The following is a 22,802-nucleotide window of genomic DNA, read 5'->3' as shown; positions in this document are numbered from 1 at the left end:
CTTGGGAGAGGGAAATCAGCGTTCAACGGGACCAGGCAATTTCGCTTGTCATCCCCGCCGGATGGCCTGCGAAAGCAGGCCGCAGAGCGGGGATCCATTCGCGTGACCGCCGGGCGTATGGGTCCCGGATCGCCACCCCGCTTTTGCGGGGTATCCGTCCGGGATGACAAAGATAATTGATTGTGTGACTGGGATTTAGGCCCGCGTCAGGAACAGCACTTTCGCCGCGCCATAGATCTTTTCCACCTGACAGGTCCAGTCAGGTGTTTCCGGCTCTTCCTCCGCGCCGACTTCCAGCACGGCCACCGCGTCATCACTGACCCAGCCTCCCTCGATCAGCTTTTCCAGCGTCTTGGTGCCGAGACCGAAGCCGTAGGGTGGGTCGAGGAAGACGAGGTTGAAGGGCTCGCCCAGATTGGCCGGTTTGTCGCCCAGCGCTGTGGCGTCGCGGCGGTGGATGCGGGTGATGCCGAAGAGTTGCAGCGTGTCGACATTGTCGCGGATGGCGCCGCGCGCCTCGGCCGCGAACTCGATGAAGAGGCAGAAGGCGGCGCCGCGCGAGATGGCCTCCAGGCCCAGCGCGCCGGAGCCGGCATAGATATCGGCGACGCGGGCGCCGTCGATGGCCGGGCACCAGTCGGCATGCTCGATCACATTGAACATGTTCTCGCGGGCCCGGTCCGAGGTCGGACGGGTGGACTTGCCCTTGGGGGCCACAAGGGCGCGATTGCGGAATTTGCCGCCGACGATACGCATCGCGGCCTAGCTCCGACCGCCAGGCTTGCGAGGCCCGCCTGTGCGAGGCCCACCCGGCTTGCGGGAGCCGCCTGTGCGCGGGGTGTCGGGACGCGATGAGGTGGCGCGCGGGGCGGCGCGACCGGGCGCGGGCTTGGCCGTCGGCTTGCCATCCTTGCCGCGACGGGCGCGGGTCGATTTGGCGTCCAGCGGGCGACCCTTGCGGGCGTCTTCAAGCAGGCTGTCATCAACCTCGCGCTTGGGCAGGCCGGGCTGACCCGGTCCACCCATCGCGCGCTGGCCGGGCTTGCCGCCGGGTTTCTGGCCAGGCTTGCGGGCCGCCCGGTTGGCCGGACGCGGCTTGGCGATCGCCTGGCCGGTCGGCGTGTCGCCCATGTCGATCAGGTGACCACACTGGTCGTGCAAAACGCGTGAGGGCACGGACTTGATCTCACCTTTTTCCAGCTGTCCCAGCTGGAAGGGGCCATAGGCGATGCGGATCAGGCGGTTGACGCGCAGGCCGACCGCGTCGAGGGCCTTGCGGACCTCGCGGTTCTTGCCTTCGCGAATGCCGACCTCAAGCCAGATATTCGAGCCGGTCTCGCGTTCGACCTCGACTTCCATCGGCCCGTATTTGATGCCTTCCACCGTCACCCCGGCGCGCAGGATTTTCAGGGCGCTTTCCGAGATCGAGCCGAAGGCGCGAGCCCGATAGCGCCGCGTCCAGCCGGTCGAGGGCAGTTCCAGGGCGCGGGCGAGGGCGCCGTCATTGGTCAGCAGCAGCAGGCCTTCCGAGGTCAGGTCGAGGCGACCGATCGAGATCACCCGGCCGATATCCTTGGGGATGGCGTCGAACACGGTTTCGCGGCCTTCCGGGTCGGCATGGGTGGTCACCAGACCGTCGGGCTTGTGATAGCGCCACAGCTTGGTGGCTGCGGGCGGCTCGATGCGCTTGCCGTCGACTTCGATGTTTTCGGTGCCCGTGACCTTGAAGGCCGGCGTGTCGAGCGTCTTGCCATCGACCTTTACCCGGCCGCCCTCGATCATGCGTTCGACCTCGCGGCGTGAGGCCACACCGGCGCGGGCGAGGAATTTGGCGATACGTTCTGAAGTGTCGGCAGTTCCGGTCACGCTTGACCCTTTCAATGCGGCGCTCTATCGCGCGCAGTATGACGAACCCGCGCGATACACGTTTTATGCAGGCGGCGCTACGCCTGGCGCAAGCCGCAGCTGAGGCTGGCGAGGCACCGATCGGTGCCATCATCGTCGATCCGGCCACGGACAGCATTGTCGCGCAGGCCCATAACCGGCCCATCGCCGGCCATGACCCGACCGCCCATGCCGAGATCCTTGCCCTGCGCGAGGCGGCAAAAGCCTTGGGCAATTACCGTCTCACGGGGCTGGAGCTGTATGTCACGCTGGAGCCGTGTGCCATGTGTGCCGGGGCGATCAGTCATGCGCGGATCGGCCGGCTGGTATTTGGTGCCAGCGACGAGAAGGGCGGCGCCGTGGTCTCCGGGACGCGCTTTTTCGAGCAGCCGACCTGTCACTGGCGGCCCGAGATCGTGTCGGGCATTCTGGCGGATGAAGGTGCGGCGATGCTGAAGGATTTCTTCCGCGCCCGTCGCAAGGTGAAATCAGCCGCGAAAGAGGTGGGCGATGGCCTTTGATCCCGATCTGGTTGACCGGATGGAAGCGGCCCTGGTCGCGCTGGGGCAGCGTCCTGAACGACGCCGCATGTTTGGCGGCATTGCCCTGATGATTGGCGGAAACATGAGTTTCGGCACCTCGCGCGACGAGCTGCATGTCCGGGTCGGACCGGATCAGTATGAGGCTGCCTTGGCGAAAACCGGCGCGCGGGAAATGGATCTGACCGGTCGCGTGATGAAGGGTTGGGTGACTGTGGACGGACCGTCGGACCTCGACGATGAGGCCTTGGCGGCTTGGGCCAGAATGACGGCCGATTTCGTCTCTACCTTGCCGGTCAAGTAGCTCCGACATTTCGATAATTCGCGTTCATGCCAACCTGTCATAAAACCTTGTCTTGAGTTGAATCCGTACGCGGACGAAGAGGAGCCATTCCGATGGAGCGGCTCATGCGTCGTGCACTGATCAAAACCTGTCTTGTTGCCGGTCTGACATTCGGCACCTGCGCCGCAGCGCAGGCCGAGAGCTCGGTTTGCAATGATGCGCCCATCCTGCTGCGCGATGTCACCATCATTGATGCATCGGGCGAATGGGATGATCAGGACATCCTGATCGAGCAGGGCCGCATTTCGGCGATTGCATCGGACATTGAACTGGAAACCGGCCAGCTTGTGGTCGAGCTTGGACGTCCGGGCGCCATCGTTCGCCCCGGTGTGCAGGCAGCCTCCAGCCATGGCGCGATCTTCATCCGTGCGTCGACTGCACCGAGCCGTCGCGAAACGGCAATCCTGACCGCCGGGTCGCCGGCTGACCTGAGTGTCTATGCGACCGATGCGGCCCTGGCCGGCGAGGTCGAGATTGAAATCCGCGGTGGCCATGTCGCCGGTCTGACCGACGTCTGTTTCGCGGGCTAGGCGAAGCGGGCTTCCAGCCCGGCCTTCACGTCGGGCCATTCCTCCCTCAGAACCGAAAAGAACACCGTGTCGCGCCACTCGCCTGTCCAGCACAGGAGGTGGCGGCGCAGCGTGCCTTCGCGGGTCGCGCCCATCTTGGTCATGGCCGCTTGGGAGCGCAGGTTGAGGTGATGGGTCTTCAGTTCAACCCGTTCGGCACCGGCCCCGAAGGCCTCTCCCAGCAGGATGTGTTTGGCGGCCGGATTGATCGCCGTGCCGCGCGCCTCACTGCCATACCAGGTCCAGCCGATCTCGAGGCGTTTGTGCTCGGGCGTGATGGTGAGCCAGGCCGAGTGACCGACCGCCGCGCCATCCGCCTGCCGGCGGACAAGGTGGCTGATCTGGCTGCCGGCATTGGTATTGGCCAGCATCAGATTGAACCAGGCGTCGAAATGATCGCCATCGCCGCGCAGGGAGGTGAGCGTCCACAGGCCGGGCTCGGCGGCTATGGGGCGGAGTTCCTCGCGGTGGGCTTCGACGAGGGGTTCCAGCCGGACGACAGCGTTTTCCCGGATGGCAGGAGCGATGATCATGAAGCAGATCCCATCAAAAGCATGATGCCGCGAATGACATAAATCGCCCCGATCACCGACACGATCCACTTTGTCCACTGGCGGAACTGGACATCGCTCATCAGCGCCAGGAAACGCGCTCCGGCGGTGGTGCCGATGATGGCCAGCGGGGCGGCGATCAACAACCACTGAACCGACGGCAGCCCCGCTGCGCCCAGTGCCGGCAGGATGTAGTATGCGATCTTGACGCCATGACTGACGACCTGTGTCGCGGCTTTGGTCGCCACGATCGTGCGCCGGTCCTGTTGTGTGTCGGCGAAGAAGACGTCCAACAGTGGGCCGGAGACACCGGCGACCACGTTGAGACCGGTGACAGCGAAGCCACAGGCGACGGCGTGGTGTGGTCTGGCGGCGTCGAGATGGAGGATGTGCTTGGGCATCCAGATCACCGCTGGAACCAGACCCAGGATCACGAACAGCCAGGCCTTGGACAGCTCAAAACTGGCAAATGCCAACAGACCCGCAGCGGCCGCCGATCCGGCCAGATAGATGGCAAGGATGCGCCAGTCGATCCATTTCAGGTGCAGGACGGCGCGCCAGCCATTCGACACGCTCTGGATCACCCCGTGCACGACCATCGCCGCCGCGACCGGCAGGACAAGTGCCAGCGCCCCCATCAGGATCAACCCGCCCGCCATGCCGAACACGCCGGAAATGAAGGCGGTGACAAAGGTCGCGACAAGGATGAAGGCAGCGGTCATGCGCGGACTATATCGCCGGTCACGGCCGGGGCGAGTGCAGGGTGCAGCCGGTTGTCGGTGTTGCGGAACATAACCAGAACTTGTAGGGTGCGGTCATGCTGAAGCAAATCAGAATGCTGTGGAAAGGCGTGCGTTGGGTTGCAAGCCAACTGGCAGCGTGGCGTCCACGCGGTACGACTTCGAACAAGGCGCTGTGGCGAAGCTGGGAGCAGTCGAGTCGCGCGATCGGCTTGGGGCTTCTGGGCCTGTCGCTATTTGCGGAGCGTGGTATCATCAGCCCGGCCAGCCTGTTGCTCGGCGCCGGATTTCTGGTTGCGAGCTGGGTTTGTGCGTTTTATCTCGGGCACCTGGAGGAGGCATCATGATCGGCGACATCGAAATCAATCTCTGGCCGCTGACCCTGTTCTTCGGATTCATGGTAACGATGATTGTGATCGCAGCTATCGCGGAAGAGAAGCGTCGCCGCAAACGGAGCGACTGAGCCCCGCTTCTCGCGCCAGTGAGGCGACGGTGTTTTCCCTGGTCGTCTGCTATTCCGGGCAGTCACGAAAGGGGCAGGACATATATCAGGCGCCCCGTTCGATTCTAATCTCGCCCGCCTTCAAGCCCCCGCCTGTTTCGCAAATCCCCAGGCGGCTTCGGCCATTGGTTCGACGGCGGCGCCCATTTCGGCGGCGCGTGAGTTCGAGGCATTGCCCTGCAGGGAGCGCGCATAGACGCCCTGGATGATCGAGGTCAGGCGGAAGATGTTGTAGGCGAAGTAGAAATCCAGCGCCGGAATGCCCGAGCGATTGGTGCGCTCGCAATAGGCCTGCGTGTAGGCCTCGATGTCGGGAATGCCCAGGGACGCAATGTCGACGCCAAGCAGCCCGTTGCGGATTTCCGGCGGCATGACCCAGCCCATCAGCTGATAGGTGAAATCGGCCAGCGGATCGCCCAGGGTTGAGAGTTCCCAGTCCAGCACCGCGATGACGCGCGGTTCGGTCGGATGGAAGACCATGTTGTCGAGCCGGTAATCGCCATGCACGACGCTGGTGCGTTCCTGCTCGGGAGCGGCGGTCGGCAGCCATTCGATGAGCCGGTCCATGGCCGGGACCGTGGTGGTTTCGGCTGCCCGGTATTGCTTGGTCCAGCGACCGATCTGACGCTCGAAATAATTGCCCGGCTTGCCGTAATCACCAAGGCCGGCGGCTTCAAAGTCGATGCCGTGCAGATGGGCCAGCGTTGCATTGGACGCGTCATAGATGGCGCCGCGCTCGGCCTTGTCGAGATCGGGCAGGAGCGGGTCCCAGAAGATCCGGCCCTCGACGAAGTCCATGATGTAGAACTCTGTCCCGATTACCTCGCGGTCCATGCACAGCCCGTGCATGACCGGAGCCGGGAATCCGGCGCCGCCCAGCGCCTTCATGACCCGGAACTCGCGATCAACCGCATGGGCGGATGGCAGCAGCTTGCCCGGGGGCTTGCGCCGCAGGACATAGGCCCTGCCCGGCGTGACCAGCTTGTAGGTCGGGTTGGACTGCCCGCCCTTGAACTGTTCCACCGTGAGGGGGCCCTGGAAGCCCGCGACATTGGCACTCATCCATTCGGCCAATGCTCCCTCATCGAAGGAGAGGGCGTCGGCGACCGGTTTGGTGCCGGAGAAGCTGTCGTCGATATCGCTCATGGGTTCAGATAAACCTCGCCGCCCTTCATCACGAAATCCATGTCGCGCAGCTCGGAGATGTTCTCCAGCGGATTGCCGTCGACCGCGATGATGTCGGCCAGCTTGCCGGCTTCGATCGTGCCGATATCGTCGTCCATCTGCACATGACGCGAGGCGTTGATGGTGGCCGTAACGATGGCTTCCATCGGTGTCAGACCGGCATCGACCAACAGTTCGAACTCGCGGGCGTTGACGCCGTGACGGGAGACGCCGCTATCGGTGCCGAAGGCGATCATTACGCCACCCTCATGGGCGCGGCGGGCCATTTCCAGCATGACCGGACCGACCTCGCGCGACTTGGCGCGCTGGTTGTCGGTCATGAAATCAACTGTCTCGGCCATTTCGGCGACAGTGACGCCGGCCAGCACGGTCGGGACCAGATAGGCGCCATTGCGGCGCATCAGGCGGATCGATTCGCGATCAAGATAAGTGCCGTGCTCGATCGAGTCGCCACCCGCTTCCAGGAAGGAATTGATGCCGGTCACGCCGTGTGCGTGCGCGGTGACGCGACGGCCCATCATGTGGGCGGCCTCGACGATGGAGCTGAGTTCGTCATCAAAGAATTGTTGCTCGACGCCGGCGGCGGTGTCGGACAGGACGCCGCCGGTCGCGGTGATCTTGATCACATCGGCGCCGCCGCGGATCAGGGTGCGCACGGCTTCGCGGCATTGGGCCTCGCCATTGCAGGCGGTTTCGCTGGCGAACATGTGCAGCACGTCGAGCGAGAAGCCGTTGACGTCGGCATGGCCACCGGTCGGCGTGACGGCTGATCCGGCAATGCGCATGCGCGGGCCGGGGACGTCGCCATCATTGATCGCATCGCGCAGCGCCAGCGAGGCTTCGAAATTGCCGCCGACATCCTGCACTGTGGTGAAGCCGGCCCGCAGCGTAGTGCCGGCGTTGACGGCGCCGTCAAAGGCGAGGTCGGAGGCGGACATGGTGAAAGTGTTGAAGCGGCGTCCCGGCCCGAGTTCCGATTGCAGGTGCACATGGCTGTCGATGAAGCCGGGCATCACATAATCATCCGAGAGATCGATGATCTCGGCGCCCTCGGGCGTCACATAGCCGGCTTGGATGCTTTCGATGCGCTCGCCGCGGATCAGGATGGATTGTTCCGTCAGTGGCTCTTCGCCGGGTACGGCGAGCAGCCAACCGGCATGGATGACCGTGAGGCCCTCTTCGGCTTCCTGGGCGAAGGCGACCGGCGCCAGCACCGATGTCGTGAACGTGGTCGTGGCGATCAACGCGATCGCGCTCATGGCTGATTTCAGCATCAGGTCTGCCTCCCCGCAAACAAGTGTTTGCGAAGAAGATGACGCCCGATGCCCGGATGTCAAACGAAGCGCGCGGTTGGGGTTAGTGGGTCTTCAGGGCTCGCCAGGCGATGTCGCGGCGGCAGAAGCCACCCGGCCAGTCGATCTCGTCGACGGCCGCATAGGCGCGATCGACGGCATAGTGCAACGTCTCGCCATTCGCCGTGACATTGAGGACGCGGCCGCCGGTCGCCGTGTGATGGCCGGCGTCGTCGCGGCCGGTGCCTGCTTCAAAAACAACCACCCCTTCCATCTTGTTGGCGGCGTCGACGCCCTCGATCAGGCTGCCCTTCTCATAGCTGTCGGGATAACCATTGGCGGCCATGACAACGGTGATCGCCGGCTCGGCTGTCCAGCTGAGAGGCGGCATCTCGGCCAGGCGCCCGGTGGCCGTCGCTTCGAGATAGGGCAGGAGATCGTCCTCGATCCGCATCATCAGGACCTGGCATTCGGGATCACCGAAGCGGATGTTGAATTCGACCACCCGGGGTCCGTCGGCATCCACCATCAGCCCGGCGAACAGAACCCCTTGGAAAGGCGATCCTTCGGCGGCGAGCCCGCGGGCGACCGGTTCGATGATGGTTTTCATCGCGGTTTCGATCAGCTCGGGCTTGGCGATCGGAGCCGGGGAATAGGCGCCCATGCCGCCGGTATTGGGGCCGGTATCGCCTTCGCCGACGCGCTTGTGGTCCTGCGCCGCGCCGCAATAGAGCACGTCCTTGCCGTCGCACAGGGCGAAGATCGAGACTTCCTCGCCGGCCATGAATTCCTCGATCACCAGGGTGCGCGATGCATCACCGAACTTGCCGGACAGGAAGGCGTCGATCTCGGCTTCGGCCTCGGCTCGGTCCGAGACGATGACCACGCCCTTGCCGGCGGCCAGGCCGTCGGCCTTGAGCACATAGGGTGGCTGGAACTGGTCGAGAAACGCCTTGGCTTCGCCGGCATTCGAGAAGGTGCCATAGCGGGCAGAGGGCACGTTGTGACGGGCATAGAAGTCCTTGGCGAAGGCCTTGGATGCCTCGAGCCGGGCCGCAAGCCGGGATGGGCCGAATGTGGCGATGCCGGCCTGGCGCAGGCGGTCGGCCAAACCGTCGCACAGTGGAACTTCCGGTCCGACCACAACCAGGTCGACCGCCTGGGTGCGGGCGAGATCAACCAGACCGTCCAGATCTGAAACCGGTACAGGGTGACAGGTTGCCAGTTCGCCGATTGCGGCGCTGCCGGGCGCAGCCAAGATGGCGGAGACCATCGGGCTCTTGGCAATCTTCCACACCAGGGCATGTTCGCGCCCGCCTGATCCGACAACCAGAACCTTCATGTGACCCTCAATGCATCCAATTGCGCCGTGTTACGGCCCTGCCTAGCGCAATCGCCCGGCAATCGCGAGTCTGCCGGGCCGTTGCGGTGGCGCTGAAACCATTTTACCAGAGTTGCCATGAACACACCCGCAGGAAACATCCACGAATTCACCGTTTCCGAGCTCGCCGGCTCGCTCAAGCGCACGGTCGAGGACGCCTTCGGCCATGTCCGCCTGCGCGGCGAGCTGGGGCGGGTCGTGGTGGCCAAGTCGGGCCATGTCTATTTCGACATCAAGGACGACAAGGCGGTGATCGCCTCGATCGCCTGGAAAGGCACCGCCCAGCGCTTCCGCTTCCGGCCTGAAGAAGGGCTGGAAGTGGTCATCGAGGGGCGGCTGTCGACCTATCCGGGCCGCTCGCAATACCAGCTCATCGTCGAGAGCATGGAGCCGGCCGGTGCCGGCGCGCTGATGGCGTTGCTGGAAGAGCGCAAGCGCACTCTGGCTGCCGAAGGCCTGTTCGAGACCAGCCGCAAACAGGCACTGCCCTTCCTGCCGCGCACCATCGGTGTGGTCACTTCGCCGACCGGGGCCGTTATCCGCGATATCCTGCATCGCCTGCAGGACCGCTTTCCCTGTCATGTCCTGTTGTGGCCGGTCCTGGTGCAGGGTGACAGCGCCGCCGCCCAGATCGCCGAGGCCATTCACGGTTTCAATGCGCTGCCATCCGACGGCCCGGTGCCGCGACCGGATGTTCTGATCGTCGCCCGCGGCGGCGGCTCGATCGAGGACCTTTGGGCCTTCAACGAAGAGGTGGTTGTGCGGGCCGCGGCTGACAGCGCGATCCCGCTGATCTCGGCGGTCGGTCACGAGACTGACACCACGCTGATCGATTTTGCCTCGGACCGCCGCGCACCAACCCCGACGGGTGCAGCGGAAATGGCGGTGCCGGTACGCGCCGAGCTGAAGGCCTCGCTGGACCAGTTGGGTGGTCGCCTGGTGGCAGGCCTGTCTCGTCATATTGAGCGGCGCCGGACAGAGCTGCGCTCGGCGGCACGGGCATTGCCGCGACCCGCCGCGCTGATGGAGCTCAAACGCCAACGCTTCGACATGATCGCCGACAAGCTCGATCCGGCTTTGCTCAATCATGCCGCCGAGAAGCGCGGTCGTCTGTTGGTGCTCGCCGCGGGATTGAAGCCGGCGGCGCTATCGCGTGACCTGCGCCAGAAGCGCACCTTGCTGGACGAGCGCGCAGCGCGGCTGGGTCCGGCTGCAGAGCGCCTGCGCCGGGACCGTCAACGCGATCTGGACAATTGGTCGGCGCGGCTGGAAGCCCTGTCGCACCAGTCGGTTCTCAAACGCGGTTTCGTGCTGGTCCGAGACCGGGCCGGCAAGCTGGTGCGGTCCGGTGGCTCGCTGATGGAGGGGGCGGGCATTGACCTGGTCTTCGCCGATGGCGAACGCGCAGCGCGGATCGAGGGCGAGCGTGGCTCGCGCAAGCGGGCGCCGGAGACCCCCGACCTGCCCAAAAAGACCAAGGCGAAACCCAAACCCCGCAGCAAGCCGGAGGCGGCGGGCCAGGGGCGGCTTTTCTGACACACGCCACCCTCCCGCTGGCCGGAAAACACTGCTAGAGAAGATGCATGAGTGATTTCAGTTTCGACAAAGAATTCCAGGGCGAAGCCATACTTGAGTATGGCGATAGCGACTTCATCATATTGAAGGCGGGCGCTTTCGTGCGTTGTGCCGTCACCAATGACCCGATCCAGCTTGACCAGCTGCGCTATTGGAATGTCGACGAGCAGGAAGCCTACAAGGATGTTCTGGTCGCCAAGCAGCGCTGGATCGAACTGAATTCGGAGCCGGGAAAATGATCAGCCTCGCCGTCGCCCTTGCCCTGCAATCCACGACGGCACTGGTCAGTGACGCCGCCGACCCGATCGGTGACCTGATCGCCCAAGCCTCGCCTGAGGCGCGGGAGGCGGAAATAGCCCATGTCGGCCCTTTTGTGAGCGCTGACAATGTCGGGTGCACCGGGCGCCGCGAAGAAGGCGCATTGTTGGTCTGTTTCTATCCTCCGCGCACCGAGCTAAGGCTCGGCGAGGTTTCTGCGGTGGCGGATCGCGATGGGTTGGCCCTGTTGGGGATACCGCGCAGAGCGCCGGCAAGTTTGCCCCTCACTATCGACGTTTCGGCGATCGACCATGATAACCTCCTCGGTATCGGGGGCAGCGAAGTCTGGGACATCACCCAGCGCGAATACGATCTCCAGCAGGTCAATGGCGTGCCCCAGGCGACCGTGACGCCGGACCCGTCCACCCTGCCGCGGCGCCAGCGCGAATACGCGCAAAAGCAGGCCGCTTTCAACTCGGTCTGGGACGGGCAGGGTTTCCTGGGCGGGTTCATTCATCCCGCCGAGGGCATAACCACCGGCGTCTATGGATCCGCCCGGGTTTACAATAATGGCCATGAGGGCAGTCCGCACTGGGGGCTGGACTGGGCCAATGAGGTCGGTACGCCGATTTATGCGCCCGCTGGTGGTCTGGTGACCCTGGCCGAGCCGGACATGTATTACGAGGGCGGCCTGATCTTCATCGATCATGGCCATGGCCTGGTCTCGGCCTTCCTGCACCTGTCCGGGGTCGAGGTCTCCGAGGGCGACATTGTCGAGCAGGGCCAGCTGATCGGCGCCATGGGTGCGGGCGGTCGGGCCACCGGCTCGCATCTCGACTGGCGCGTGAAACTACGCAACCAGTTCTATGTCGACCCGCAAAGCCTGCTGGATCTGGACATGTCCGAGTTGCACTAGGCTTGGGGCTTGGCGCTCCTTTTTCCGGTGTCGCAGGCAGGTTCCGAATTACCCATGCGATGTGCTCGGCCCCCGGTTGAACTCCTTGCGAACTGAGCGTCGCGCGCGCAATCAGCCATAGATCGCTTGTCAGCCAGCAGGCCGTATCCGGTTCTTCAGCTCAAGGGTGAAACCGCGAAGCGGCGGCTGCGCCGCCCTTGACCTGAAGAACCGGATACGGCGGTCTCTCGGCAAGCGGTCTATGGACGGGTTTGCGCGGATTGCGCGCGGCTGGAGGGGAGCTATTGCATCTGAAGCGGTTTTTAGCGCCCCAGGTTGGCGTGTCTTCCCGTTTGATGAGGCGATTCAATGGTCTTGCATCACTCATTGCAAACAGCGATCACCATAAACGGAGTTCTTGCGCCACATTTACACGATTGATGTTGCAACAAAGAACTCAAGTGCTGATGAGTATCCTCCCTGCAATTTCCACGCTCTGAAAGATAATCCAAATGCGGAACAGAGAGATAATACATTTCACTCCCGCATGCGCGGCAGAATTCGCTTAAGCAGGATACTGGTAGCACTGCCCCTCGAGACAGAATAGTCAACGCTGAATAATATCTTCTTCCGACTAAACTGTAGTAAAAGGCCCCCATCGCCCCCATTTTGGCCGCCATTTTTAGGTGCTTGTCGGAATAATTGATGCCAAAATTTTGGCCGAGTCCTTTTGTGGATGCCGAATAATCATCAAGATTTTGGCACATGAAATGCGGGATGCCACAAATATCCGCAACAAAGACTCTTCCAAACTTCATAGTTTACTCCGCCGTGAAAAACAGGGGTGTACCCCATCTGCCCCGCGCCCCGGTTTGGCTCCGAGCCTAACGGCCGGATCACTGCCCTGCGCAATGATATCGCGATAACGGACCGATCGCACCGCTGAACTCGACAAAGCCGGTCAGCCGATTGCGCATGTCATGCGGGAAAATCCGACCGTCATCAGGCGCCCGTAGACTTATACACCGACTTCGCCCAGCGCCGATGGACCCAGAACCATTGTTCCGGCGCCTGACGGATTTCGCTTTCCACCCACTCATTGATCCGCGTCACGGTCTCGACGATGGCGGCGGTCTTGTCGGGATTGGTGGAGATCTCTCGAATAAACCGGGACAGACACCGATTTCCCCGAAGGGATTCCAAGTCTCGGCTCCAGCCTCGGTAGGCTGAGGCGAGACGCGAGCGTCCTGCTCCCCTGGGAGAGGGAAGACATAGCTTCACACGCAGCGGCACAGGTGGTGTTGTCCCCATTAATTGACGGTCCACGCTCGAACCGATGTTCCTCTGGAACTGCCTATTGCGTAACTCGCCGCCTGCGACTTTCCATCGCCTCGTAGAAGAAATCCCACTTCGCCGGTGCTGGATTATCCCTTTGGTACGCTTCAGCTTCTTCTGTCTTCAATTCACGGTACCAAAACATGAAGTCGATACAATACTGGTCCCACTCCGTCACATTTGACGGGTCTTTGGGGCCAAACGGATCACAATCTGGGCAGAACTCCCAAGGTGGAATCATCGTTCATTCCTCAAAATTCATATCGTACCAAAGAGAACCACGTCCAAGGGAGTAAATTGGGACACACACCATGTATTCCCTGTCCCCGTTCGTTTCCATCCGCGACGGCTGGACCACTGCCTCGCGCAAACGATATCGCGACACGGAACCGATCACACCGCTGGTCTCGCCAAACTCGGTCAGCCGATTGCGGCTGTCATGGGAGCATGTAGGACCGCCACCCCCGCTCCGCCTAGCCCTTATACACCGATTTCGCCCAGCGCCGATGGACCCAGAACCATTGTTCCGGCGCCTGACGGATTTCGCTTTCCACCCACTCATTGATCCGCGTCACCGTCTCGACGATGGCGGCGGTCCTGTCTGGATTGGTGGAAATCTCGATCGGGTCATGCACCTCGACGCGGAAGCGGGCGCCGCCCATGCGCCGGATCGATAGTGGCAAGAGCGGGCAGCCATGGCGCATCGCCAGGCGTGTCGGGCCGGGTGCTGTCATCGAGGGCAGGCCGAAGAAAGGCGCCTCGATACCGTCATTCATTTTCTGGTCGTTCATCAGCGCCACCGCCTCACCGGCCTTCAGCGCCTGCATGAGGGCCTTGGCGCCGTCGCCGCCCTTGGCGGTCAGCGTCTTGACGCCATAGCCGACCCGCATGTCGGTGATGCGGCGATCGATCAGCGGGTTGTTGGCCGGGCGATAGGTGATGTGGCAGGGCAGGCCGGTCTGGCTGATGGCGGCGGCCCCGATCTCCCAGTTGGAATGGTGCATCGAGATGATCACGGCCGGCTTGCCGGCATCACGCAGGGCCTCGAACTTTTCCCGTCCGATGAATTCGACCCGCTCATTGAACTCAGGCCCGGAAAACACGCCCAGATGCGGCATTTCACCGGCCAGGCGCCCGAAATTTTCCCACATGCCGCCCAGCAGGCGTTCGATTTCGGGCGCGGCGGCTTCGGGGAAGCAGCGTTGCATGTTGATGCGGGCGACCTTGTGCACCGGCATCAGCGGGCCGAGCTTGCGCAGCAATGCGCCGGCGGCGTCCGACGCCTTGTCGATGCCCTTGATCTTGTACCAGCCGGCATAGGCATCCCAGGCGGCGGCTTCAAATCGCCAGCCGATCCGGGTCAGGGCTGAGGCATTGCGGGTGGCATCTATCATGGTCCGGATTTAACCAGCCTCGCCGCTTGCGTCCATGTCGGCATCCATGACGTCGCGCAACAGGCCGTCCAGCGCGCCCGGATTGGCGAACACGGCGCGGACCGGCCAGGCGGTGACTCGGGCCTGGAAATCGACGGGCAGGCGGACCCAGTCCTTCTCGGTCGTGATCAACTGCGCGTCATGGGCTGCGGCCAGGGCGTCGAGATGGCGCAGGTCCCCGGCGTTGAAGGCGTGATGGTCGCCATAGACCGCGACCTCGCCGATATCACCGCCGTCTGCTCTGAGCGCATCGAAAAACTTCTCCGGTCGGCCAATGCCGGCAAAGGCGACCAGCTTGCCAGCTGGTGGCGGCGCCAGCGGTTCCAGCCAGGCGTGGAAGACCGGGATGGAAAGCTCGCTCAGGCCGAGCCCGGTCCAGTCCGGCTCGGTGGCGGCATCGGGCATCATCACGACTACTGCGTCGGCACGGGCAAGGCCTGTCGCGACCGGTTCGCGCAGCGGGCCGGCGGGGACAATCGTGCCCGGCCCCCAGCCGGTCAGCCCGTCGACGACGACGATCGAGCAATCCTTGGCCAGGTCCGGGTTTTGATGACCGTCATCCATCAGCACCAGATCAACACCGCCCGCCGCCTCGATGGCGCGGCCACCGGCTGCGCGATCGCGGGCGATCCAGGCCTGGCCGGAGCGGGCGAGCAGAAGCGGCTCATCGCCGACAGAAGCGGCGTCGTGGGTAGACGGTTCAATGCGCAAGGGGCCGGCTTCGCGCCCACCATATCCGCGTGACAGGGAGGCGGCGGTCAGACCCATGTCGGCGAGGCGTTGCATCAGGGTCTGGGTGACCGGGGTCTTGCCGGTGCCGCCGACCGTCAGATTGCCGACGCACACGACTTTGGGGTCAATACGGACGGGCGTCGCCTTGCGGATGCGGCGGGCGACGGCCCAGGCATGAATCCAGCCCAGCGGCGCCAGAAGGGCACGGGCGAGGGCTCCCGATCCGCGGCCGCCATCGGTGCGCCAGAAAGCCGGTTCCTTCATGCCTCCGGCTCCGGGCCATCGGCTTGGTCAAGCAGGACGGAGAGGGCCGACAGCGTGGTGTCCAGCGCACCGCCCGAGGCCTCGCTGATGGCCCGTTCAGCGGCGGCCCGTCCCGGTGCCTTGGCCTGCCAGGCCTGTTCGACCGCGGCAGACAGGGTTTGCGCATCGGTCACTTCAATCATCGCCGAGTGGCGGCGATAGGCGCCGTAGATATCGTCAAAGCTGTCGACATGCGGACCGGTGATCACACAGGCCCCCGCCAGGCTCGCTTCGATCGGATTATGGCCGCCAATGCCGGGCTTGAGACTGCCGGCGATCAATGCCGCCGGAGCCAGCGCGAACCACAGCGGCATCTCGCCCAGCGTATCGGCAAGCCAGACCGTATCGGCGCCGTCCGGTATCTCGCCGGCAGAGCGCCGCGCCACCTTGAAGCCGCGCTGACGGGCCATGGCTGCGAGGGGCTTGCCACGCTCGGGATGTCGCGGAGCCAGAATGAGGAGGGCGCCGGGATGGGTCTCGCGCAACAGCGCATGCGCGGCCAGGATGGTGCTGTCCTCGCCCTCATGCGTTGAGGCCGCGAGCCAGACCGGTCGCCCGGCCAGCGCGATCTTCAGGGATGACAGCTCGCGGGCGTCGGGGGCGGCGGGTCTGGCTTCCAGTTTCAGATTGCCGGCCAGCACGATCTCGCGACCGGTGAGGTCTTCCAGACCGTCGCGGGTGCGGGTGTCGGCAGCCCCGATCCAGGCAAAGGCTTCCAGAAGCCGGCGGACGGCGTCGCCGCGCTTGCGCCAGCGGGTCAGCGAGGCGGTGGTCATGCGCGCATTGACCAGGGCCATCGGAATGTCGCGATTGCGGGCCTCGATCAGCAGATTGGGCCAGAGTTCCGACTCGGCGAAGACACCGACATCCGGGCGCCAGTGATCAAGGAAGCGGCGGACAGCACCCGGCGTGTCGACCGGGACGTATTGATGCTTGGCCTGGGGCGGCAGGCGTTTGGCCATCAGGGCGGCGGATGTAACGGTGCCGGTGGTGACCAGGAATTCCAGCTCCGGATCGCGCGCTGCCAGCTGGTCGATCAGTGTCGCCAGTACCAGGCTTTCGCCGACGCTGGCGCCATGCAGCCAGATCAGTCGGCCTTCAGGCCGCTGTATTTCGGGCCGGCCGAGACGTTCATGGCGGCGATCAGGGTCTTCCTTGCCGGCGCGGGCGCGGCGCGACAGGACGAGCGGCAGGATCGGGGCGGCGAGCCCGGTCAGGACGCGATAGAGGGCGAGCGAAGCCGGCAGGCTCACGCGGTCGCTCCCGCCTCACCGCCTGCGGTGCGGTCGGCCTTGCTGGCCGCGCGCCCCGTGCCCGGACGGCGTTTGACGTCAGGCTCGATCAGGTCACCTGCGACGGCCTCGTCGGCCTCGCGGCTGAGGTCGTTGAGCTGGGTTTCGAGGTCGAGGCGCGCGGCTTCGAGGTCGGCCGGGCTGGCATCCCGGGCGACGTGGATCGGCTCGCCCCAGATGATGACACCGCGGGTAAAGAAGTGCGGCAGGCAGTGATGATCCCAGGCCTTGCGCAGGATGGTCTTGCGATGGGTCGACCAGGTGAAGGGCAGGATCGGAACGCCGGTATCGCGGGCCATGCGGACGGCGCCGAAGCCGGCCCGCATGCGAGGGCCGCGCGGCCCGTCCGGCGTCACCGCACCGCAACCGCCGGCATTGAGATGATTGACCATGGCGCGGTAGGCCGCTTCCCCGCCCTTGGCGGCGCCCGGCTTGTCGGGATTGCGCGAGGAGCCGCGCACCACACCGACCTTGTACCAGCGCGCCAGCCGCGATCCGATCTCGCCCTCGCGTGATCGCGATGCCAGGGCGACCATGCGATCCTTCTGTCGGGCCCAGCCATGCAGGGCCATCAGGATGCGGCCGTGCCAGACACAGCCCAGGATCGGCTTGCGCTCGTCCCAGACTGACTGGACGTAGGCGGTATTGCGATGTTCCCAGCGAATGGAGTGGCGGACCAGCTCCAGATAGAGCAGGACGAAGAAGGCTAGGACTTCCTGGGCCCAGGGCCGGGAGAGCAGGCGTTTCGACATAATGCTCCCTTGCTCACCCCGGTGAGCCAAAAGGTCAAGCATGGCGCGCGGTTGCGTCAAGGCCGAGACCGGCCTAAATGCGCTGCCAGACGAAAGGCCCAGCATGCCCTATGACCTGAACGACCCGACTGATCGCGAGCGCGCCTGGCAGGATTATCTGTGGAAGGATCACGGCATCCTGCGTCAGAAATTCCACAACATGCACGAGGTCGGTGGCGGCATGTGGCGGGCCAACCAGCCCTCACCGGAGCGGTTGGAGCAATTGGCGGCGGACGGGTTCAAGACCATTTTGAACATTCGCGGCACGCAGCCGGGCGTGTGCTATTACGATCTCGAAAAAGAGGCCTGCGAGAAGCACGGCCTGACCATGATCGACATGCCCTTCGGGTCACGCGAAGCGCCGTATGTCGACCGCATGCAGCGGGCGGTGAAGATTTTCGAGAGCATCGAATATCCCGCCCTGATCCACTGCAAGTCGGGCGCTGACCGGGCCGGCATCATCTCGGTGCTCTACGCGCTGACCAAGCTGAAGTTGCCCTATGACGAGGCCATCAAGCACCTGTCGCTGAAATACCTGCACGTGAAGGCAGGCAAGACCGGCGTGCTTGATTATTTCTTCGAGTGCTATCGCGCCTATAACGAAACCACCCCGATTGATTTTTGGGAATGGGTTGAAACGGTCTATGACCGTGATGCGGTCCAGTCAGGCTTCATGTCGAGCTGGTGGGGCAACTTCCTGACGGAAAGGCTGCTTCGCCGCGAGTAGAGCGAGGCCATTTTTTATAACCAGTGAATTCATCAGATATGACGACTCTTTCCACAGGATTGAGTCACATTAACCCTCGTTAACCACGTTCAGCGTCCCGCCTTGCGGGAGGCGGAGGGGAGAGGGGCTGATGCCGGATCTGGCCATACGTTCGGACTGTACACAGGAGCGGTTGAACCGCCTCAATTTCCTGCTGTCACGCGAGTGTGGACCAGCCTTCCTTGAGGCTTTCGTCAAGCAGACCGCCGAGATATTTGCTGCCGACCGCCTCTATATCGCCCGTATCGATGCCACCCATTCGCGTATGCGCACGCTGAAAGTTGCCTGCGGTTCAGCGATGGTCGGCAATTATTGTTACGAGCTGAAAGGGACGCCCTGTTCCGATGTGATGGACGCGGGCGCCGACATCTTCGAGGACAATGTGTCTGCGCGCTATCCGCGCGATTTCATGCTCGAGGAAATGGGCATGCGGGCCTATGTCGGCATGCCGCTCTACAATGGCGCCCAGTCGGTCGGCATCGTGGTCGCGATGTTCAAGCGCCCGGCCGACGTCGCCGACGAAATGCTGTCCGTTTTCAACCACTACCGCCGCCGCCTGACGGGCGAGATCCTGGCCGCCGAGTCCGGTGATCGCGCCGAGCTGGCGATGAAAGGCACGTCCGACGGCATTCTCGATTTCTGCCTTGAGACCGACCAGATCTATATCTCGGCGCGCGGCCGTGAACTGCTGGGCTACCAGCCCCGGGATTTTACCGCGGCCACGGATACATTCACCAATCTGATCCATGCCGATGACCGGCCACGTTTCCAGTCAGCCCAGCAGGCCCATTTCCGGGCCGGGCGACCCTGCGACCTGACGGTGCGGTTGAAGGTCGTCGGCGGTCTGCACCGCTGGTTCCGGATGCGCGGCGAGGCTGTGCGCACGCCGGACGGTGACCCGGTCCGCATGGTCGGCGCTCTGACCGATATTCACGATCTGGTCGAGGCCCGCCAACAGGCCACCGAAGCCAGCCGCGCCAAGTCGCGTTTCCTGGCCACGATGAGCCACGAGATCCGCACACCGATGAATGGCGTGCTGGGCATGTCGGCCTTGCTGGCGACCACGGACCTGGAGCCGTCGCAGCGCGAAATGGTCAATCTGATCGAGGGGTCAGGCCAGTCGCTGCTCACCATCCTCAATGACATTCTCGATCTGGCCAATATCGAGTCCGGCCGTTTCGAGGTCGAGCAGGACACATTCAATCCGGCCGAACTGGTGCGCACGGTCGCCGGTCCCTATCGCATGAAAGCGATGGAGAAGGGCCTCAACCTGCATCTGGAAATCGATCCCGTCGCCGAGCGTGAGGTGGTCGGCGATCCGGCCCGCGTCCGCCAGATCCTGTCCAACCTGCTGTCGAATGCGGTCAAATTCTCGGATCGCGGCGAAGTGCGGGTGCGCTGCCTGATGACACAGACCGCCGACCGCACTCATGATGTCACCTTCGAGGTTGGCGATACCGGGATCGGCATGGACGGCGATTTGATGTCGCGCATCTTCATGCCGTTCAGCCAGGGCGAGGCCGTCTTGCAGCGCAAGAATGGCGGTACCGGGCTGGGCCTGGCCATCGCCAAGAAACTGGCCGAGCTGATGGGCGGCGACATCACTGTCGAAAGCGCGCCGGGCGCGGGTTCGAAATTCACGGTGAAACTGCCCGCAGCCGGTCGTTGTAGCGAAATCATCGAGGTCCGCGAGGCCTGAGCGGCCCTGGCGTTGCCAAGGCAGGGGTCAGGCCTCGAATTGCATCCGGCACAGGCGGGCGTAAAGGCCGTCGCGGGCGATAAGGTCGTCATGGCGGCCCTGTTCGGCGATGCGGCCGTCTTCCATCACATAGATCCAGTCGGCCCGGCGCACGGTCGAGAGCCGGTGCGCGATGACCAGGCTGGTGCGTCCCTCCGACAGGTGTTCGAGCGCAGTCTGGACCCGCTGTTCCGACTCGGTGTCGAGGGCGCTGGTCGCCTCGTCCAGCAGCAGGATGGGGGCATCCTTCAGGATGGCCCGGGCGATCGACAGGCGCTGACGCTGCCCGCCCGACAGGTTGCCGCCACGCGGGCCGACCGGGCTGTCATAGCCGTCCGGCAGGGCCATGATGAAGTCATGCGCATCGGCCGCCCTGGCCGCGGCGATGATGGCGTCCTCGCCGGCATCGAGATCCCCGAAGCCGATATTGGCCCGCACCGTGTCGTCAAACAGGGTCACATCCTGGCTGACCAGCGCCATCGAGCGGCGCAGCGAGGCGAGCGAGACCGCGTTGGTGGCGGTGCCGTCGACGGTGATTTGCCCGGATTGATGATCATAGAGGCGCGGCAACAGGTTGAGGATGGTCGACTTGCCGGATCCCGACGGACCGACCAGAGCGACGGTTTGCCCGGCACCGGCTTTCAGCGAGATGTCGGACAGGGCAATCGAGCCGTCCGGATAGGCAAAGCTCACCTGGTCCAACTCGACGGCGCCGGCTTTCACGTCCAGCGCCGGGGCGTCCAGCGCCGTTGTGACGGATTCTTCGGTATCCAGAACGGTGAAGACCCGCTCGAGAACGGCAAAGCCTTCCTGGACCACGGCGTTCAGCGTGCCCAGCGCCCGGATCGCCGGTGAGATCACCGCGATCCCGGTCAGCACGCCGATGATATTGCCGAGCGAGGTTTCACCCTCCAGCATGCGCCAGCCAGCAAAGGCGACGAGGCCGGCAAAGGCGAGGCCGCCAACCACTTCCAGGATCGGATCGACGCGGGCCTTGTTCTCGGTGATTTTCAGCAGGAAACGCAGGCGCTCGAAGAAGGATTTGCGAGCCCGCTCGGTTTCATGATCCTCAAGCCCGTAGGTCTTGATCATGCGGGCGCCCGAGAAACTCTCTTCCAGCTGGCCGGTCACTTCACCCATCTGCGCCTGGGCTTGGGACGAGGTCTTGCGCAGGCGCTGGCCAATCCGGATCACCGGCCAGGCGGCGACCGGGTAGACGACCAGGATCAGCAGCGACAGCATCCAGTCCAGGCTCAGCATGACGCCGATGGTGATGATCACAGTCAGCACATCGCGCATGAGATTGTTGGACAGGCGGACAATGGTTTCGCGCAGCAGCGTGATGTCATTGGTAAAACGCGACACCAGCGAGCCGGTACCCTCGGCCTGCAGTCGGGCGAAATCGGCCTGCATCAGCTTGGCGAACATCGCGTTCTGCAGGTCCTGCATCACGTTCAACGCCAGCCGGTTGGTCTGCACTGTTTGCAGGTAGAGGCTTATGCCCCGGACGGCCGCCAGCCCGACCACCGCCAGTGGCGCCAGCGGGAAAAAGTCCGCCGCGCCGGTATTCAGCTTGTCGAAGGTCCAGGCGATAACCCCGGCATAGGAGGCTGCCGCTGCCGCCGTAATGGCGGACAGCACCAGGGCCAGCACGACCATCCCGCGGCGGCGCCACAGCCAGTCACGCCACAGGCGCCGGGCAAGCGTCGCGGTGGACGCTGGCTTGGTGTCGCCGGGTTGGGCCGTGTCAGTCACGCCGCGGATCGGACCCTAGCCGTCCTTCTTCTCGGTCGCGGGATCGAGAAGCTTGTGGGCGTGAATGACGAAATAGCGCATGTGGGCATTGTCGACCGTGCGCTGGGCGGCGCCCTTCCAGGCAGCGCGAGCCTCGGCATAGGTGCCGAAGGCGCCGACGAAATCGACTTCGTCGAGATCCTTGAACTCGCAGTTCTGCGGATCGACGCAGGCCAGCTCGCCACCGATGACGAGGTGCAGCAGCTGGTTGTTGATCTTGGTTTCACTCATGCCGGGCTCCTTGATTTAGCTGTTCGCCGCGGGTCCTAGAGACCGCCGACGGACATGGCGTCCACAAATACGCTGGGGGCGTTAACAGAACCCCGAAATTCCAGATCGCTGCCCGGAATGAGGCGGGCATAGATGTCGATCAGATTGCCGGCCACGGTGATCTCGCTGACCGGGTGGTCGATCTGGCCATTGGCGATGCGATAGCCGGAAACCCCCACCGACCAGTCGCCGGTATTGGAATTGAGCGACGGTCCGAACATTTCCATGATCAGCACGCCTTCGGTGATGCCGCCGATCAGGTCGTCACGGCTTCGGGCGCCGGCTTCCATATGGAAATTGGTCGGTCCGGCGCCGGGTGAGCCGCCCATCGACCGGCGGGCATGGCCGGTCGGTGCCATGTCGAGCTGGCGCGCGGCGGCGGAGTTGAGGAACCAGGTGGTCAGACGACCATCTTCGATGATGGCGCTGCGCCGGTTGACCGTGCCTTCGCCGTCAAAGGGCGCAGAGGCGTGGCCCCAGGGCCGGTGCGGATCGTCGATCACGGTGATGCCGGGCGCGAACACCTGTTCACCCAGCTTGTCGCGCAGGAAGGAGACGCCGCGAGCGACGGCCGGACCCGATGCAGCGCCGGCCAGCGACCCGATGAAGGTCGTCGAGACCCGGCGGTCGAACA

General features: G+C 64.0%; 25 protein-coding genes. 9 read left to right on the top strand and 16 right to left on the bottom strand.

The features are described 5' to 3' along the window. Positions 1-195 precede the first annotated feature (195 nt). The gene (gene rsmD / locus ACN0X9_RS11045) at positions 196-756 is read right to left on the bottom strand and encodes a 16S rRNA (guanine(966)-N(2))-methyltransferase RsmD (protein WP_417487652.1); all 561 of its coding nucleotides are present in this window, start codon (positions 754-756) and stop codon (positions 196-198) included. A gap of 6 nt (positions 757-762) precedes the next feature. Next, positions 763-1,866 carry a pseudouridine synthase gene (locus ACN0X9_RS11040; protein ID WP_417487651.1) on the bottom strand — a complete coding sequence of 368 codons (1,104 nt, stop codon included), beginning with the start codon at positions 1,864-1,866 and terminating at the stop codon, positions 763-765. A 38-nt stretch (positions 1,867-1,904) separates the two neighbouring features. Between ACN0X9_RS11040 and tadA the strand changes: the two genes are divergently transcribed. The 3 genes from tadA to ACN0X9_RS11025 all read left to right on the top strand — a co-directional run bounded on the left by tadA (position 1,905) and on the right by ACN0X9_RS11025 (position 3,296). Beyond that, positions 1,905-2,405 (top strand): tRNA adenosine(34) deaminase TadA, encoded by a 501-nt coding sequence (gene tadA / locus ACN0X9_RS11035; RefSeq protein WP_417487650.1) that lies wholly within the window; start codon positions 1,905-1,907, stop codon positions 2,403-2,405. Continuing rightward, on the top strand, positions 2,395-2,727 hold the full coding sequence (locus tag ACN0X9_RS11030; protein ID WP_417487649.1) for a TfoX/Sxy family protein: 333 nt from the start codon (positions 2,395-2,397) through the stop codon (positions 2,725-2,727). The genes tadA and ACN0X9_RS11030 overlap by 11 nt, the downstream gene beginning before the upstream one ends. A gap of 104 nt (positions 2,728-2,831) precedes the next feature. Continuing rightward, positions 2,832-3,296, top strand: a complete 465-nt coding sequence (locus tag ACN0X9_RS11025; RefSeq protein ID WP_417487648.1) for a hypothetical protein — start codon at positions 2,832-2,834, stop codon at positions 3,294-3,296. Here the strand turns inward: ACN0X9_RS11025 and ACN0X9_RS11020 are convergent. Continuing rightward, on the bottom strand, positions 3,293-3,868 hold the full coding sequence (locus tag ACN0X9_RS11020; RefSeq protein ID WP_417487647.1) for a GNAT family N-acetyltransferase: 576 nt from the start codon (positions 3,866-3,868) through the stop codon (positions 3,293-3,295). The genes ACN0X9_RS11025 and ACN0X9_RS11020 overlap by 4 nt on opposite strands. Beyond that, complete coding sequence (locus ACN0X9_RS11015) at positions 3,865-4,608, bottom strand: TSUP family transporter (RefSeq protein ID WP_417487646.1); 744 nt, start codon at positions 4,606-4,608, stop codon at positions 3,865-3,867. Before ACN0X9_RS11015 ends, ACN0X9_RS11020 begins: the two co-directional genes overlap by 4 nt. 95 nt (positions 4,609-4,703) lie before the next feature. Here ACN0X9_RS11015 and ACN0X9_RS11010 point away from each other — a divergent pair, with 95 nt between their 5' ends. Continuing rightward, positions 4,704-4,973, top strand: coding sequence for a hypothetical protein (locus ACN0X9_RS11010; RefSeq protein WP_417487645.1), 270 nt, complete (start codon positions 4,704-4,706; stop codon positions 4,971-4,973). 236 nt (positions 4,974-5,209) lie between these two features. On the opposite strand, the gene ACN0X9_RS11005 is transcribed toward ACN0X9_RS11010, so the two are convergent. From ACN0X9_RS11005 to purD, 3 genes are all read right to left on the bottom strand, one after another. After that, on the bottom strand, positions 5,210-6,274 hold the full coding sequence (locus tag ACN0X9_RS11005; RefSeq protein ID WP_417487644.1) for a phosphotransferase: 1,065 nt from the start codon (positions 6,272-6,274) through the stop codon (positions 5,210-5,212). Beyond that, positions 6,271-7,587 (bottom strand): amidohydrolase family protein, encoded by a 1,317-nt coding sequence (locus ACN0X9_RS11000; RefSeq protein WP_417487643.1) that lies wholly within the window; start codon positions 7,585-7,587, stop codon positions 6,271-6,273. Before ACN0X9_RS11000 ends, ACN0X9_RS11005 begins: the two co-directional genes overlap by 4 nt. Positions 7,588-7,669: 82 nt before the next feature. Beyond that, positions 7,670-8,947, bottom strand: coding sequence for a phosphoribosylamine--glycine ligase (purD, locus tag ACN0X9_RS10995; protein WP_417487642.1), 1,278 nt, complete (start codon positions 8,945-8,947; stop codon positions 7,670-7,672). Between the two features lie 117 nt (positions 8,948-9,064). On the opposite strand from purD, the gene xseA reads away from it, so the two are divergent. From xseA to ACN0X9_RS10980, 3 genes are read left to right on the top strand one after another with little or no spacing between them, the layout of a single operon-like run. Further along, entirely contained in the window at positions 9,065-10,522 is a 1,458-nt protein-coding gene (gene xseA / locus ACN0X9_RS10990) for an exodeoxyribonuclease VII large subunit (protein ID WP_417487641.1), read from the top strand. A gap of 47 nt (positions 10,523-10,569) precedes the next feature. After that, the gene (locus tag ACN0X9_RS10985; RefSeq protein WP_011642569.1) at positions 10,570-10,800 is read left to right on the top strand and encodes a DUF2093 domain-containing protein; all 231 of its coding nucleotides are present in this window, start codon (positions 10,570-10,572) and stop codon (positions 10,798-10,800) included. Then, a complete protein-coding gene (locus tag ACN0X9_RS10980; protein ID WP_417487640.1) occupies positions 10,797-11,735 on the top strand; it encodes a M23 family metallopeptidase in 939 nt (312 codons plus the stop codon). The genes ACN0X9_RS10985 and ACN0X9_RS10980 overlap by 4 nt, the downstream gene beginning before the upstream one ends. Before the next feature lie 359 nt (positions 11,736-12,094). Here the strand turns inward: ACN0X9_RS10980 and ACN0X9_RS10975 are convergent, their stop codons facing one another. From ACN0X9_RS10975 to ACN0X9_RS10950, 6 genes are all read right to left on the bottom strand, one after another. Further along, positions 12,095-12,532 (bottom strand): hypothetical protein, encoded by a 438-nt coding sequence (locus tag ACN0X9_RS10975; RefSeq protein ID WP_417487639.1) that lies wholly within the window; start codon positions 12,530-12,532, stop codon positions 12,095-12,097. A gap of 184 nt (positions 12,533-12,716) precedes the next feature. Then, positions 12,717-13,025 carry a hypothetical protein gene (locus tag ACN0X9_RS10970; protein WP_417487686.1) on the bottom strand — a complete coding sequence of 103 codons (309 nt, stop codon included), beginning with the start codon at positions 13,023-13,025 and terminating at the stop codon, positions 12,717-12,719. Between the two features lie 497 nt (positions 13,026-13,522). After that, positions 13,523-14,443, bottom strand: a complete 921-nt coding sequence (locus ACN0X9_RS10965; RefSeq protein ID WP_417487638.1) for a lysophospholipid acyltransferase family protein — start codon at positions 14,441-14,443, stop codon at positions 13,523-13,525. Between the two features lie 9 nt (positions 14,444-14,452). Beyond that, complete coding sequence (lpxK, locus tag ACN0X9_RS10960; RefSeq protein WP_417487637.1) at positions 14,453-15,478, bottom strand: tetraacyldisaccharide 4'-kinase; 1,026 nt, start codon at positions 15,476-15,478, stop codon at positions 14,453-14,455. Then, on the bottom strand, positions 15,475-16,770 hold the full coding sequence (locus ACN0X9_RS10955) for a 3-deoxy-D-manno-octulosonic acid transferase (RefSeq protein ID WP_417487636.1): 1,296 nt from the start codon (positions 16,768-16,770) through the stop codon (positions 15,475-15,477). Before ACN0X9_RS10955 ends, lpxK begins: the two co-directional genes overlap by 4 nt. Then, a complete protein-coding gene (locus ACN0X9_RS10950; protein WP_417487635.1) occupies positions 16,767-17,561 on the bottom strand; it encodes a lysophospholipid acyltransferase family protein in 795 nt (264 codons plus the stop codon). The genes ACN0X9_RS10955 and ACN0X9_RS10950 overlap by 4 nt, the downstream gene beginning before the upstream one ends. A 103-nt stretch (positions 17,562-17,664) precedes the next feature. Between ACN0X9_RS10950 and ACN0X9_RS10945 the strand changes: the two genes are divergently transcribed. Both ACN0X9_RS10945 and ACN0X9_RS10940 read left to right on the top strand, forming a co-directional pair. Then, positions 17,665-18,327, top strand: a complete 663-nt coding sequence (locus tag ACN0X9_RS10945; RefSeq protein WP_041637230.1) for a fused DSP-PTPase phosphatase/NAD kinase-like protein — start codon at positions 17,665-17,667, stop codon at positions 18,325-18,327. Between the two features lie 130 nt (positions 18,328-18,457). Continuing rightward, a complete protein-coding gene (locus ACN0X9_RS10940) occupies positions 18,458-20,065 on the top strand; it encodes a sensor histidine kinase (protein WP_417487634.1) in 1,608 nt (535 codons plus the stop codon). Positions 20,066-20,092: 27 nt separating this feature from the next. On the opposite strand, the gene ACN0X9_RS10935 is transcribed toward ACN0X9_RS10940, so the two are convergent. From ACN0X9_RS10935 to ACN0X9_RS10925, 3 genes are all read right to left on the bottom strand, one after another. After that, positions 20,093-21,859 carry an ABC transporter ATP-binding protein gene (locus ACN0X9_RS10935; RefSeq protein ID WP_417487633.1) on the bottom strand — a complete coding sequence of 589 codons (1,767 nt, stop codon included), beginning with the start codon at positions 21,857-21,859 and terminating at the stop codon, positions 20,093-20,095. 15 nt (positions 21,860-21,874) lie between these two features. Next, positions 21,875-22,129, bottom strand: coding sequence for a DUF4170 domain-containing protein (locus ACN0X9_RS10930; protein WP_011642578.1), 255 nt, complete (start codon positions 22,127-22,129; stop codon positions 21,875-21,877). A 35-nt stretch (positions 22,130-22,164) separates the two neighbouring features. Beyond that, the coding region (locus tag ACN0X9_RS10925; protein ID WP_417487632.1) for a metallopeptidase TldD-related protein at positions 22,165-22,802 on the bottom strand (638 nt) is incomplete at its 5' end.

Origin of the sequence: Maricaulis sp. (assembly GCF_048268525.1) — a bacterium.
Taxonomy (GTDB): domain Bacteria; phylum Pseudomonadota; class Alphaproteobacteria; order Caulobacterales; family Maricaulaceae; genus Maricaulis.
The sequence above is the reverse complement of the archived record's forward strand: the minus strand, read 5'-3'. Positions and strand labels throughout refer to the sequence as shown.

Coding starts and splice junctions, on each gene's coding strand:
- ACN0X9_RS11030 (WP_417487649.1), top strand. CDS start 2,395: ATGGCCTTTGATCCCGATCTGGTTGACCGGATGGAAGCGGCCCTGGTC.
- ACN0X9_RS10965 (WP_417487638.1), bottom strand. CDS start 14,443: ATGATAGATGCCACCCGCAATGCCTCAGCCCTGACCCGGATCGGCTGG.
- ACN0X9_RS11000 (WP_417487643.1), bottom strand. CDS start 7,587: ATGCTGAAATCAGCCATGAGCGCGATCGCGTTGATCGCCACGACCACG.
- ACN0X9_RS11015 (WP_417487646.1), bottom strand. CDS start 4,608: ATGACCGCTGCCTTCATCCTTGTCGCGACCTTTGTCACCGCCTTCATT.
- ACN0X9_RS10945 (WP_041637230.1), top strand. CDS start 17,665: ATGCCCTATGACCTGAACGACCCGACTGATCGCGAGCGCGCCTGGCAG.
- ACN0X9_RS11005 (WP_417487644.1), bottom strand. CDS start 6,274: ATGAGCGATATCGACGACAGCTTCTCCGGCACCAAACCGGTCGCCGAC.
- ACN0X9_RS10940 (WP_417487634.1), top strand. CDS start 18,458: ATGCCGGATCTGGCCATACGTTCGGACTGTACACAGGAGCGGTTGAAC.
- purD (WP_417487642.1), bottom strand. CDS start 8,947: ATGAAGGTTCTGGTTGTCGGATCAGGCGGGCGCGAACATGCCCTGGTG.
- ACN0X9_RS10985 (WP_011642569.1), top strand. CDS start 10,570: ATGAGTGATTTCAGTTTCGACAAAGAATTCCAGGGCGAAGCCATACTT.
- tadA (WP_417487650.1), top strand. CDS start 1,905: ATGACGAACCCGCGCGATACACGTTTTATGCAGGCGGCGCTACGCCTG.
- ACN0X9_RS10930 (WP_011642578.1), bottom strand. CDS start 22,129: ATGAGTGAAACCAAGATCAACAACCAGCTGCTGCACCTCGTCATCGGT.
- xseA (WP_417487641.1), top strand. CDS start 9,065: ATGAACACACCCGCAGGAAACATCCACGAATTCACCGTTTCCGAGCTC.
- lpxK (WP_417487637.1), bottom strand. CDS start 15,478: ATGAAGGAACCGGCTTTCTGGCGCACCGATGGCGGCCGCGGATCGGGA.
- ACN0X9_RS10950 (WP_417487635.1), bottom strand. CDS start 17,561: ATGTCGAAACGCCTGCTCTCCCGGCCCTGGGCCCAGGAAGTCCTAGCC.
- rsmD (WP_417487652.1), bottom strand. CDS start 756: ATGCGTATCGTCGGCGGCAAATTCCGCAATCGCGCCCTTGTGGCCCCC.
- ACN0X9_RS10970 (WP_417487686.1), bottom strand. CDS start 13,025: ATGGGGACAACACCACCTGTGCCGCTGCGTGTGAAGCTATGTCTTCCC.
- ACN0X9_RS11010 (WP_417487645.1), top strand. CDS start 4,704: ATGCTGAAGCAAATCAGAATGCTGTGGAAAGGCGTGCGTTGGGTTGCA.
- ACN0X9_RS10980 (WP_417487640.1), top strand. CDS start 10,797: ATGATCAGCCTCGCCGTCGCCCTTGCCCTGCAATCCACGACGGCACTG.
- ACN0X9_RS11020 (WP_417487647.1), bottom strand. CDS start 3,868: ATGATCATCGCTCCTGCCATCCGGGAAAACGCTGTCGTCCGGCTGGAA.
- ACN0X9_RS11025 (WP_417487648.1), top strand. CDS start 2,832: ATGCGTCGTGCACTGATCAAAACCTGTCTTGTTGCCGGTCTGACATTC.
- ACN0X9_RS10975 (WP_417487639.1), bottom strand. CDS start 12,532: ATGAAGTTTGGAAGAGTCTTTGTTGCGGATATTTGTGGCATCCCGCAT.